Below are 12,622 nucleotides of genomic sequence, written 5' to 3' on the forward strand. Positions count from 1 at the left end.
GCGGAGGCGAGCCGGCCGCCTCGGCCGGCGCTCGCCGTCGGGCCGCCGGGCGACGCACACCGTGCCAGAGGTGGGCCGACCGCCTCAGCCGGCGCTCGCCGTCGTGCCGCCGGAGGAGGGCCCACCCGTGCCCGGGCCGCCGGCCGGAAGGGTGAGGCGGAAGACCGCACCGGTGCGCACCCCGGCGGCGGCCGGCTCGACGGCCTCGAGGCGGCCGCCGTGCAGGTCGGCGGCCCAGCGGGCGATCGCGAGGCCGAGCCCGGTGCCGCCGCTGGTGGTGCCGTCGAGCGCCGGACCCGCGGTGCCGCGCTCGAACCGCTCGAAGATCCGGCTGCGCTCCTGGGCAGGGATGCCGGACCCGGCGTCGACGACGTCGAGCCGGACGTGCGTCGGGTCGGGCGCGCTGCCCACCACCCGGACCGTGCCGCCCGTGGGGGAGTGACGGCTCGCGTTCGACAGGAGGTTGAGCAGGATCTGGTGCAGACGCTCGGTGTCGACGCGGAACATGAGGTCGGACGGCACGTCGATGCGCCACTCCACCTCGCGGCCGTTGGCGCGTGCGGCGTGCGCGGCGGCGTCCACCACCTCCTCCACGACGTCGCGGACGGGGACGTCCTGCAGGTGCAGGCCCGCGGCCCCCGCCTCGAGCCGGGACAGGTCGAGCAGGTAGGTCACGAGTCTCGTGAGCCGCTCGGTCTGGGCGAGGGCGGACTCGAGGGCCTCGTGGTCGGGCTCGGTCACGCCGTCGACCATGTTCTCCAGCTGCGCCATGAGCGCGGCGATCGGCGTGCGCAGCTCGTGCGACACGTTGGCGACGATGGCGCGCTGCGCCTCGGCGAGGCTGGCGAGGTCGGCGGCCATGGCGTTGAACGCGTGCCCCAGCTGGCCCACCTCGTCGCGGCTGGTGGTGCGCACCCGGATCGAGTAGTCCCCGCCCGACATCGCGCGCGCGGCGGCCGTCATCTCGCGCAGGGGTGACGTCATCCCGCGCGCGAGGACCTGGGTGACGAGCAGGGCCAGCGCGATCGCGAACGGGAACGTCATGTACCAGCGCGCGTCGAGGTTGCGTCCGGTCCAGACGATGATCGAGGACACGGTGACCGACGCCGCGACGAGCACGCCGAGCTTCATCCGGATGGTGCGCAGCCGGTCCAGGGGGCGGACGTCGACGGCGTACCGCAGCGTCTCGGTCGGGGTGCGCCGCGCGTGCCGGGCACCCGCAGAGGTCGCGCGCACGTCGCGGCGCCGCTAGACGGTGGGCGGCTCGAGCGAGTACCCGACGCCGTGCACCGTGCGGATGAGGTCGGAGCCCAGCTTGCGGCGCAGCGCCTTGATGTGGGAGTCGACGGTGCGCGTGCCGCTCGCGTCGATCCAGTCCCACACCTCCTCGAGCAGCCGCTCGCGCGTGAGGACGGTGCGCGGGGACGAGGCGAGGCAGACGAGCAGGTCGAACTCGGTCGGCGTGAGGTGGGCCTCCTCGCCCGCGCGGCTCACGCGGCGCTGCGCGCGATCGATGAAGAGGTCGCCGAGCTCGATCGGCGGAGGGCCCGACGGCGAGCTCACGTCCGCGACGGCGACGCGCGAGGTGCGCTCGTGGCGGCGCAGCAGCGCCTTGACCCGGGCGACGAGCTCGCGCATCGAGAACGGCTTGGTCATGTAGTCGTCGGCGCCGACACCGAGCCCGACGAGGAGGTCGGTCTCGTCGTCGCGCGCGGTGAGCATGAGGATGGGGATCGCACGCGCGTCGTCGGCCTGGATGCGCCGGCACACCTCGAGGCCGTCGAAGCCCGGCAGCATGACGTCGAGCACGATGACGTGCGGGGAGTAGCTGCGCGCGTTCTCGACGCCGGACGGCCCGTCGGTCGCGACCCGCACCTCCCAGCCCTCCGCGGCGAACCGCCGGGAGACCTGGGTCGCGATCTCGGGGGAGTCCTCCACGACGAGGACCCGGGTGGTGGGTTCGCCGCCCTGGCCGGCCGGGCCGACAGGGCCGGACACCGTCGCCCGCTGTGCACCAGAGGTCATGGCCCCAGGGTGCCACGATCCACAGGGCGTGTGACGGTGCTCGCACCGCGTGGCGGCGCTCGGACGGGTGCGTTACAGTTTCGTGATCTCGCCACCCCCTGTTCGGAACGCGTTCACGCGAGCCCGAAACTTGCGGGGCGGCCCTCACCCGAGACCTCGGAGGACGTGTGAGCGTGCTGTCGACCGACGCCACGGTGCCCGCTCCCGGCACCCGCCGCGCCCGACGACTCGCCGCTGTCGCCGCTCCGCACGCTCGTCACGCAGCACTGGCCGTCACCGTCGATGACGCGGTCACCGGTGCTCGGTTCGACGCCCAGGCCGTTCCGACCCGCCGCGAGCTGCGCGCCGCGCGGGAGCGCTCGTCACTCGAGGTCGACCGCGCCGCGATGCCGACAGGCGGCGTCTCGAGGCCGGTAGTTTCGACCCCGGTCGCGACCGTGTCGGCTCCCGAGGCTCCGTCCACTCCTGCTGCGACCGCCGCTCCGGTGACCGCCGCTCCGGTGACTGCTGCTCCGGTGACCGCCGCCGAGCTCGTCTCCGCGGCCCTCGCCCTCGCTCCGGTGACCCCCGCGCCGCTCACGCGCCGCGCGATGCGGGCGACCGCCGCGGCGTCGGCGCCGGCGTCCTCTGCGGGGGCTGTGCCAGCCGCTTCTCCCGTCGCCGTGCTGGCTCCGCCGGTGCAGCCGGTCGTGACCGCGACGGCGCCCGTCGAGACCGCTGCTCCCGCGGCGATCGCGGCTGCTGCCGTCGCGCCGGCCGAGTCGGTCGCGACGGCCGCGCCGGTCGAGGCGGCCGCCACGACGGCAGCACCCGTCCAGTCGCCGACCGCTGACGTGACCCACGACGTGGCGCGCCTCGCCGCCACCGCCGCCATGCCGGCGGCCCCCGACACGCCGACCGTCGCCGTGGAGGCCGCTGACGCCGTCGCCGTCGCCGCCGTGGAGGCCGCCGACGCAGCGGGGGCCGGCGGCTGCCTCGACGCTGTCGCGTCGACGGTCGAGCCGGACGCCTCGGGCACCCAGGCCGAGCTCGCCTCGGTCGCCGTGACCCTCAGCCGCATCGCGATCGCCGCCACCGCGTTCAGCGCGTCGGTGCCACCGGCCGAGAGGTCGGTCGCCCAGCGTGACGACGACACCGTCGTGCTGCGCCGCATCCGTGCGCGCGAGCGGCGCGGCGGGCACCCGCCCGTGCCGCCCACGCCGCCCGTGCCGCCGACCCCGGCAAGCCCGGCGATGCCCTCGGTTCCGCAGGAGCCCGCGCGCGCCGGTCACCGGTTCACGCACTGGGCGCCCCGCGTCGCGGTGCTGACCGCCCTCGGCGCTGCCACGGTGCTCACGCCGTTCCTGTCGGCGCAGCAGCGGCAGGCGAACGAGGCCTCCGCCACCCCGCTGGCCGACGCGAGCGCCCTCGACACCCTCACCGCCACCCCCGCAGCCGCGGCGCAGGCCGCGACGGACGCCGGTGCGTCGAGCGCCGCCGGCAGCGAGGACACCGCCGCGCTGCTGGCCGCGGACCAGCTGGCGGAGGCGCGCAGCGAGATCACCGCCTCCCGGTCCGAGGAGCGTTCGACGCTCCCGACGTGCGGCGCGCCCGACGAGGCCGCCGCGAACGGCGCGCTCGCCGCGATGGACTCCAGCGAGTACCTCACGCTCTCGATGCCGGTCCAGGACGGGGTCTACCGTCTGACGTCCGCCTTCGGTCCGCGGTGGGGCTCGGAGCACCTCGGCCAGGACTTCGCGGCCCCGCTCGGCACGCCGATCCACGCGATCGCCGACGGCACCGTCATCTACGCCGGCGCCGGCAAGGAGGGCCGCTCGGGGATGCTCGTCATCATCGAGCACGAGATCGACGGCCAGAAGGTCGAGTCGTGGTACATCCACATGTACCCGGACGGCGTGTTCGTGAACGTCGGCGACAAGGTCAGCGTCGGCGACGTGATCGGCGAGGCCGGCAGCTACGGGAACTCGACGGGGCCGCACCTGCACCTCGAGATCCACGTCGGCGACACGTCGGACTCCGTCGCGAGCGCCGTCGACCCTCTGGCGTGGCTGCAGTCGCACGACGCGACGCCGATCACCACCTCGGGCGCCGTCTGCGCCTGACGCGCCGCGTTCGCCGGGGCCACCCGGACCACTCCTCGCCCGCCGGGGCCGCTTCGGCGTCGGAGCCTCGTGCCCGACGGCGCAGCTCACCTCACGCGGCGACCTCGCGCCCGCGGGGCGCCACCGTCGGCCCGTCACCTGAGCGACGGGCCGACGGTGGCGCTCACCGCAGCGACAGTCCCCAGCGCACGCTCGCCGTCGCGCCCGGTTCGAGCCGGACCAGGCGGTCCTCGCTGTTGAAGGCGTCCGCGATGCAGCTCATCGGCTCGGCGGCGAGGCCTGCGCGACGGTAGGGAACGGCGCCGATGTGGTCGCCGGAGCACACCTGCCAGGTGTCCATCGAGTCGTCCATCCAGACCGCCGCCGTGCGGCCGTCGTCACCGGTGAGCCGGATCCACGACAGCCCGTCGGCGTCCCGGGTGACGCCGACGAACGCGTCGTCGAGGTCCGTCGTGCCGTAGGCGCGCTCGGTGCGGAAGTCGAAGTCCGCCGGGAGGTCCTCGACGCCTGCCGGGAGCAGGCGCTCGTCCGGGCGGACCCACTGCGTCGCGTCGAGGCGAAGGCTCGCGGCGTTCAGGCCGCCCGGTCCCGGGTGCAGCCACGGGTGGAAGCCGATGCCGTAGGGCGCCGCCGTGGCGGAGGCGTTCGTCGCGTCGACCTCGATGACCAGGTCGGCGCCGTGCAGCGTGTACGTCGCGAGCATCTCCAGCTGCCACGGGTAGCCGCCGACGGGCACCGTGTCGACGGCGAGGACGAGCTGCGTCGTCGTGGCGTCCACGAGGGACCAGCGCACGTGCTGCACGAGGCCGTGCAGGGCGGTGGACCGCTCCACCTCGGTGATCGGGACCTGGTAGGTCTCGCCGTCCCACGTGTAGCGGCCGTGGTCGAGGCGGTTCGGCCACGGGGCGAGGATCGCGCCGTGACCTGCGGGGGAGAGGTCGGACTCCGGGTAGCTCACCACGACGTCGCGGCCGGCCACGGCGAACGAGCGCAGCGACGCCCCCACCTCGGTGACGACGGCCGTGGCGTTGGAGTCGGCGTCGTGCAGGACGAACTGGGATCCGGTGGGGGAGGGCATGACGGCAGCCTACTGAGTCGATCAGCCGTCCGCGCCGGCTCGGTGCCGCCGTGCCGGGCACTCCCCGGGTGGCCGCTGAGCGCGTCTCGACACCGTCCCGAGAAGGGTGCAGGGCCTCCAAAGCCGGGACGTCGTCCCAGGTCAGAGGCCCTGTGCGGAGTACACCCGACTGGATTCGAACCAGCGACCTTCTGCTCCGGAGGCAGACGCTCTATCCACTGAGCTACGGGTGCCTGTGCGCCTCGCCGACGGCGGGATGCGACACACGAGAGTACCAGTCCGGTGAGAGCGCCTGCGCATTTGTGTCTAGGGTGACCCGTGAGGAGGGGACCCTTGAGCGACCAGCACAGGACACCCGGCCGAGGCGCCGGCGCAGAGCCGTCCGACCCGTACGCGTACCTGCGTGCGGGCGAGGACGAGCTGTCCACCTCCTACCTGCCGCAGGACGACGACGCGTCCGAGGGCGGGGGCGCGGGCTCCTCGTCACCGTCGGTGCCGACGATTCCCGGCCCCGTTCCCGCCGTGCAGGTTCCGGCCGCGCCCACGCCGCCGCTGCCCGCGGAGCCCGACGTCCTCGTCGGGATGACGCGGCGCCAGCTGCGGGAGGCGCGCGCCGCGCGGGCCGCCGGCGGTGCGGTCGGTGCCGGCGCGGGAGCCTCCACCCGTGCGAGCGGGGTCGCGGTCGGCCCGTCCGCCGGCGGCGCGCCGCCGGGGGAGCCCGCGGCCTCGGCGCCGCCGTCCGGCTCGACACCACTAGCCCCCGACGGCGCGGCACCGGTCCTCGGTGCACCGACCGTGAGCGTGGGCACGGCGGGCGACGGGCACGCCCCGGGCGAGGCCCCCGTGTCGGGCGGCCGGCGTGAGCGGACGCGCTCGGGACAGGGCGCCGAGCCTGCGCGAGGTCGGAGCGCCCGGGGGGCGCTCGGGACGCGGACCCGGGCCCTCGTGGCCGCCGCGGTCGTCGCCGTCGTCGTGCTCATCGGTGTGGTGATCTGGTTCAACCGCTCGGACGACGGGACCGGTGCGACCGCCGGTCCGACGGCGTCGGGCGACGTCGGCACCGCCGCCACCGCGGGCGGGCCGCTGCTCGCCGCGCTACCCACCGAGGTCACCGGCGGAGAGTTCGGCTCCGACGGCCCCTCGGGCACCACGTTCACGCTCGGGGCCCCCGGGTACGTGACGAACCCGGTGCCGCCCGCGGGGTCGACCGAGTCCTACGTCGGCGTGTTCGCCGGCGCGGCCGTGCCGGTCACGCTGACCGCCTCCCGGTTCGGGACCTCCGAGGCGGCCGCCGCCGACGCCCAGGCGACGGCCGCGACGATCGGGACGGCCGTCGAGAGCGGCCCGGTCTTCCCCGACGACGAGGCGTCCGGCACCTACTGGATCTTCAACGAGGACGGCCTCGTCACGATCGTGTGGAACGACGAGGACCTCGGCTCCTACACGGTGGTGGCCGAGGACGCCGAGGCCGCGCTCGACTTCTACCACGGCCTCGACTTCTGACCCCGGGTGACGACGGTCCGGCGCAGGGGTCGTGTGCGACCGTGGCACTCCGGAGCACCCACCGGCCCGTTGACGAGGTCGGCCCACGACCGGCGACCGTCCGCGGTCGGCAGGCCGCCTCCCCGGCCACGTCGGCCGACGACGACGCACGACTTCCCCGCACCTCCCACGATCGGAGCGAGATGACCGCGAGCCTCACCGAGCCGGACGCGCGACCCGGACCCCTCGGCCTGCCGTGGCCCGCGACGGCGAGCCGCACCGCGGAGGGTGCGCTCGCCGTCGGCGGCGTGGGCGTGCACGACCTCGCGGCGCGCTTCGGCACACCGCTGTACGTCGTGGACGAGGCGGACATGCGCGCGCGGGCGCGCGCGTTCCGCGACGCGTTCACCGCGGCGTTCGCCGACGTCGGCGCGCACGCGGAGGTGTACTACGCGGGCAAGGCCTTCCTGTGCCGCGCCGTCGCGCGCTGGATGACCCAGGAGGGGCTGCGGATCGACACCGCCACGCTCGGCGAGCTGACCACGGCGCTGTCGGCCGGCGTGCCCGGGGCCCAGATCGGGCTGCACGGGAACAACAAGTCGGACGAGGAGATCGAGCTCGCGCTGCGTTCCGGCGTCGGGCGGATCGTGCTGGACTCCGAGCCGGAGGTGACCCGCGTGGCCGACGCGGCCGCGCGGCTGGGCGGGCGTGCGCCTGTGATGGTGCGCGTGACGACGGGGGTGCACGCCGGGGGGCACGAGTTCATCTCCACCGCGCACGAGGACCAGAAGTTCGGGCTCTCGCTGCACGCGCACGACGGCGAGACCTCCCCGGCGATGCGCGCCCTCCTCGCGGTGCTCGCGCGGGAGGAGCTGGACCTGGTCGGGCTGCACTCCCACATCGGCAGCCAGATCCTCGACGCGGCCGGGTTCGACGCGGCCGCCGGGGCCGTCATGGCGCTGCGCGCCGACCTCGCCGCGCGCACCGGCGTGCTCGTCGGCGAGGTCGACCTGGGGGGTGGGTTCGGCGTCGCCTACCTGCCCGGCGAGGTCGAGCTCGAGCCCGAGCGCATCGCGAAGGAGACCGCGGGCGCCGTCGTGCGCGCCGCGCAGGAGACCGGGACGAGCGTGCCGGACGTCTCCTTCGAGCCCGGGCGGTCCATCGCCGGGCCTGCGGGCCTCACCCTTTACACGGTGGGCACCGTCAAGGAGGTCGCGCTCCCGGCGACGTCCCCGGACGGCGCGACGCGCCTGTACGTCTCGGTGGACGGCGGCATGAGCGACAACATCCGGACCGCGCTGTACGACGCGCGCTACCACGCGGAGGTCGTCGGGCGGGCGAGCCGGGCGCCGGGCGTGCTGGCGCGGGTGGTCGGCAAGCACTGCGAGAGCGGCGACGTCGTGGTGCACGACGTGCTCCTGCCGGGCGACATGCGGGCGGGCGACCTGCTCGCCGTCGCGACGACGGGTGCCTACGGGCGCTCGATGGCGAGCCAGTACAACCTCGTGCCGCGGCCCGGCGTGGTGGCGGTGCGCGACGGCGTGGCGACGCCGATCGTGCGACGCGAGACGGTCGAGGACCTGCTCGCGCTCGACCTGGGGTGAGGAGGGTGGACGCTCGCCGTCGGGAGCGTCCCACCTGCGGGCGCTCGTCGACCGACTGGCGCTCGCCGTCGGACCCTGGACACGGCCCGGGAGCACGGGCGCCGGAGGCTAGGGTGGGGGACCGACCTGTCCGCCGCCCGCACGGGCCCCCGCCAGCTCCAGGAGCGTGTCGTGTCCCTGCCTGCCCCGGCGTCTCCAGCGCCGTTCACCTCGGGTGCCTCGGCGGCGCCGTCCGCCGTCCGGGTGGCACTGCTCGGGTGCGGGACGGTCGGGACGCAGGTCGCTCGGGTGCTCGTGGAGCACGGCGAGGAGATCGGTGCCCGGGTGGGCGCCCCGGTCGAGCTCGTGGGCGTCGGGGTGCGCGACGCGGCGGCCGACCGCGACCCCGCCGTGCCGCGCGACCTGCTCACGGGCGACGCCGACGCGCTCGTGGCGCGTGCCGACGTCGTGGTCGAGCTCATCGGCGGCACCACCCGTGCACGCGAGCTCGTGCACGCGGCGATCCGGAACGGCGCGTCCGTCGTCACCGCGAACAAGGCGCTGCTCGCCGCGCACGGCCCCGAGCTGTACGAGGCGGCGGACGCGGCGGGCGTCGACATCCTCTACGAGGCCGCGGTGGCGGGCGCCGTCCCCGTGGTGCGCGGCGTGCGCGAGTCTCTCGCGGGCGACCGCGTCCAGCGCGTGCTCGGCATCGTCAACGGCACCACGAACTACATCCTCGACCAGATGACGACCGGCGGACTGGACTTCGCGGACGCCCTGGCGCGGGCGCAGGAGCTCGGCTACGCCGAGGCCGACCCGACCGCCGACGTCGAGGGGTACGACGCCGCGGCCAAGGCGGCGATCCTCGCGTCGCTGGCCTTCCACACCCGCGTGTCGATGGACGACGTCGCGCGCGAGGGCATCACGTCGATCACCGCGCGCGACATCGACACGGCGCGGCGGATGGGCGGCGTCATCAAGCTGCTCGCGATCGTCGAGCGGGTGGCCACGGCCGACGGCGAGGCCGTCGCGCTGCGCGTGCACCCGGCGGTCCTGCCCGCTGCGCATCCCCTCGCGGGCGTGGGCGGTGCGTTCAACGCCGTCGTGGTGGAGGCGGAGGCCGCGGGGCGGCTCATGTTCTACGGCGCCGGCGCCGGCGGGCGCCCGACGGCGAGCGCCGTGCTCGGCGACGTGGTCGCCGCCGCGCGGCACCGGGTGCAGGGCGGCCGCGCGCCCGCGGAGTCCGCGTACGCCGAGCTCCCGCTCGCGAGCCCCGACCACGTCCGCAGCCGGATGCAGATGACGCTCGAGGCGGAGGACCGCCCGGGCGTGCTCGCGCGCATCGCCTCGCTCGTCGCCGACAACGGCGTCTCCATCGAGTCCGTGCAGCAGAGCCCGTCGACGTCGGGCACGGCGGTCCTCGTCGTCGTGACGCACGACGCCGACGAGGCCTCGCTCGCCCGCACGGTGGCCGCGCTGCGCGAGGCGCACGAGCTCACCGAGATCCTCGCCGTGCACCGCGTCGAGCGTCCCTGAGTCCGGCTGACTCGCCTCTTCGACCTCCACGTCCCCGTCCGTTCACCTCGACCCGTCTCGACCCGTCTCGACCCCCGCGCCCCGCGCGGCCCAGCAGGAGGAAGACCCATGGCCCACCAGTGGCGCGGCATCATCGCCGAGTACGCCGACCACCTGCCGATCGAGCCGGGGGACCCGGTGGTCACGCTCGGCGAGGGGGGCACGCCGCTCGTCGAGGCGCCCGCGCTGTCGGAGCGCGTGGGCGGCCGGGTGTTCCTCAAGGTCGAGGGCGCGAACCCGACCGGGTCGTTCAAGGACCGCGGCATGACGGTCGCGGTCTCGAAGGTGCTCGCGACCGGGCCGGCCCTCGTGGTCTGCGCGTCGACCGGGAACACCTCGGCGAGCGCTGCGGCCTACGCCGCCCGCGCGGGCCTGGCCTGCGCCGTCGTGCTCCCCGCGGGGAAGATCGCGGCGGGCAAGCTGGCGCAGGCGATCGTGCACGGGGCGACGCTCGTCTCCCTCGAGGGGAACTTCGACGACGGGCTGCGCGTGGTGCGCGAGCTCGGCACGCGCCCCGACGTCGCACTCGTGAACTCGGTCAACCCCTACCGCCTGCAGGGCCAGAAGACCGCGGCGTTCGAGATCGTCGACGCGCTCGGGGACGCCCCCACGATCCACGTGCTGCCGGTCGGGAACGCGGGGAACATCTCGGCGTACTGGATGGGCTACCGCGAGTACGCGGCCGAGGGACGCGCCACCCGCACCCCCGTGATGTGGGGTGTGCAGGCCGAGGGCGCCGCACCGTTCGTCAAGGGCGAGCCGGTGGAGCACCCCGAGACGATCGCGACCGCCATCCGGATCGGCAACCCGGCGTCATGGGCGCTCGCGGTCGCCGCTCGGGACGACTCCGGCGGCCGGATCGACGCCGTGTCCGACGCCGAGATCCTCGACGCCCAGGCGCTCATCGCGAGCGAGGTCGGCGTGTTCGTGGAACCCGCCTCCGCCGCCTCCGTGGCCGGCCTGCTGGCCCGTGCCGAGGCCGGTGACGTCCCTGCCGGCGCGACGATCGTGTGCACCGTGACGGGCAACGGGCTCAAGGACACCGCCACGGCGCTCGGCGACACCGTCATCTCGCCGGTCGTGGTCCCCCCGACGACGGCGGCCGTGGCCGACGTCCTCGGCCTCGGCTGAGGGCCGGCCGTGCGGATCGTCCGCGACGTCGTCCGGGTGCAGGTGCCCGCGACGAGCGCGAACCTGGGGCCGGGATTCGACGCGTTCGGGCTCGCGCTCGGTCTGCACGACGTGGTCGAGGTGCGCGCCACGACGGGCGCCACGCGCACGCACGTCGAGGGCGAGGGGGCAGGAACCGTGCCCGACGGCGAGGATCACCTCGTCGTCCAGGCCGTCCGGGCCGGGCTCGAGATCGCGCGGGCGCCGCAGGTCGGTCTCGACCTGCGCGCTCGGAACGCGATCCCGCACGGGCGGGGCCTGGGTTCCTCGGCAGCCGCGGTGGTCGCCGGGCTCGTTGCCGCGCGTGGGCTCATCTCGGAGCCCGAGGCGCTCGGCGACGCCACGGTGCTCGAGCTGGCGAGCGAGTGGGAGGGGCATCCCGACAACGCCGCCGCGGCGGTGCTCGGTGGGGCCACGCTCGCCTGGACACCTCAGGAGGGCGAGGTCGACGCGGTTCGGCTGGCGGTCGATCCGGCACTGACCGTGACGGCGCTCGTGCCGCAGACGTCGCTGGCCACGAAGGTGGCCCGTTCGGTGCTGCCGGCGACCGTGCCGCACGCCGACGCGGCGTTCACAGGGGCGCGGACCGCGCTGCTCGTGCTCGCCCTCTCGGGCCGAGCCGACCTCTTCCTCGAGGCGACGCGGGACCGGCTGCACCAGCAATACCGGGCCGACGTGCTGCCGGCGAGCACCGCGCTCCTCGGGCGACTGCGGGCCCTCGGGCTGCCCGCCGTCATCTCGGGTGCCGGTCCGACGGTGCTCGTGCTCGACGTCGTGCCCGCGGGCCTGCGCGCGTCGCTCGCGGGGGAGGGCTGGACGGCCCACGTGCTGGACGTGGACCAGACCGGGGCGCGGCTGCTCGACTGAGTCGTTCGGGGAGCGGCGGCGGGCTTGGCGCGTGGTCGGTTCGCCGGGTGGTCGGTCTGTTCGGATGTTCGGCGGTCAGCTCGCTCAGCCGTCGGCAGTCAGCTGTCCGCGGTGTCATCCTCCGCCGCGCCCGCGTTCGCCGCGCGAACCGCGGGCCATCCTTGTACGCCGCGCGTGGCCGTGTGTCCCCTCGTGGGACACGTCTTCGGCCCGTCGACCAGGCTGCCGGGCTCAGGCACGCGCTGCACCTTCCAGCCTTGCGGTACGTGCGTCTGCTCGGACTTGGCGAGGAGACAGCACTCCGTTCTCCCACCCACGGCGCTGTCCTGCGCTTCTTCTCTGTGTCTCTTCTGCGTCGCTGTCGCGTCTCGGCACCCCGACGAGCCTCTCCGGAACTCTCATTCGGAGTCGTCGGCTGTCCCCAGTTTGCATCGGTGAACCTGTGTCCACAGGTCAAACTGGGGGGTGTACTTCTGCTACTAAAGACGTACGATAGGTACACGCGTTCGATTCGCGTGGGGTTGGCTGACGAGGGGGTGAGCGGGGTGGCGGCAGAGCCGGTTGGTGTTGGTAGTGGGCCGCGCCGTTCGCCCGCGCGGGCGTCCGCGGGGGCGTCGATGTCGATGTCGATGTCGATGGTTGTGGCGCCGAGCGGTGGGCGGCCCACCGCAGTGTCGGCGTCGTCGCTCGTGCCGAGGCTGGCGAGTGCGCCTCGGCCCTCTCTCGCGCCGGAGTCG

At 75.0% G+C, this 12,622-nt stretch carries 9 protein-coding genes and 1 tRNA gene; 6 read left to right on the top strand and 4 right to left on the bottom strand.

All coding sequences use genetic code 11. The annotated features are described in order from the left end of the window. Positions 1–84: 84 nt before the first annotated feature. Positions 85–1,236 carry a HAMP domain-containing sensor histidine kinase gene (locus FH969_RS05285; RefSeq protein WP_234417751.1) on the bottom strand — a complete coding sequence of 384 codons (1,152 nt, stop codon included), beginning with the start codon at positions 1,234–1,236 and terminating at the stop codon, positions 85–87. Positions 1,237–1,248: 12 nt separating this feature from the next. After that, positions 1,249–2,025 (bottom strand): response regulator transcription factor, encoded by a 777-nt coding sequence (locus FH969_RS05290; protein ID WP_139986386.1) that lies wholly within the window; start codon positions 2,023–2,025, stop codon positions 1,249–1,251. A gap of 500 nt (positions 2,026–2,525) precedes the next feature. On the opposite strand from FH969_RS05290, the gene FH969_RS05295 reads away from it, so the two are divergent. Next, a complete protein-coding gene (locus FH969_RS05295; RefSeq protein ID WP_180359676.1) occupies positions 2,526–4,127 on the top strand; it encodes a M23 family metallopeptidase in 1,602 nt (533 codons plus the stop codon). A gap of 163 nt (positions 4,128–4,290) precedes the next feature. Here the strand turns inward: FH969_RS05295 and FH969_RS05300 are convergent, their stop codons facing one another. Together FH969_RS05300 and FH969_RS05305 are read right to left on the bottom strand one after the other, a co-directional pair. Next, positions 4,291–5,205 carry an aldose 1-epimerase family protein gene (locus tag FH969_RS05300; RefSeq protein ID WP_108717913.1) on the bottom strand — a complete coding sequence of 305 codons (915 nt, stop codon included), beginning with the start codon at positions 5,203–5,205 and terminating at the stop codon, positions 4,291–4,293. A 160-nt stretch (positions 5,206–5,365) separates the two neighbouring features. Beyond that, positions 5,366–5,438, bottom strand: a tRNA-Arg gene (locus FH969_RS05305). 100 nt (positions 5,439–5,538) lie between these two features. Between FH969_RS05305 and FH969_RS05310 the strand changes: the two genes are divergently transcribed. From FH969_RS05310 to thrB, 5 genes are all read left to right on the top strand, one after another. Further along, positions 5,539–6,708 (top strand): hypothetical protein, encoded by a 1,170-nt coding sequence (locus tag FH969_RS05310; RefSeq protein WP_139986388.1) that lies wholly within the window; start codon positions 5,539–5,541, stop codon positions 6,706–6,708. A gap of 182 nt (positions 6,709–6,890) precedes the next feature. Beyond that, positions 6,891–8,291 carry a diaminopimelate decarboxylase gene (lysA, locus tag FH969_RS05315; protein ID WP_139986389.1) on the top strand — a complete coding sequence of 467 codons (1,401 nt, stop codon included), beginning with the start codon at positions 6,891–6,893 and terminating at the stop codon, positions 8,289–8,291. Between the two features lie 177 nt (positions 8,292–8,468). Further along, positions 8,469–9,809, top strand: a complete 1,341-nt coding sequence (locus FH969_RS05320; protein WP_139986396.1) for a homoserine dehydrogenase — start codon at positions 8,469–8,471, stop codon at positions 9,807–9,809. Between the two features lie 108 nt (positions 9,810–9,917). Then, on the top strand, positions 9,918–10,979 hold the full coding sequence (gene thrC / locus FH969_RS05325) for a threonine synthase (protein WP_139986390.1): 1,062 nt from the start codon (positions 9,918–9,920) through the stop codon (positions 10,977–10,979). 9 nt (positions 10,980–10,988) lie between these two features. Next, on the top strand, positions 10,989–11,885 hold the full coding sequence (thrB, locus tag FH969_RS05330; protein ID WP_139986391.1) for a homoserine kinase: 897 nt from the start codon (positions 10,989–10,991) through the stop codon (positions 11,883–11,885). Positions 11,886–12,622 lie beyond the last annotated feature (737 nt).

Origin of the sequence: Miniimonas arenae, from assembly GCF_006351005.1 — a bacterium.
GTDB lineage: Bacteria > Actinomycetota > Actinomycetes > Actinomycetales > Beutenbergiaceae > Miniimonas > Miniimonas arenae.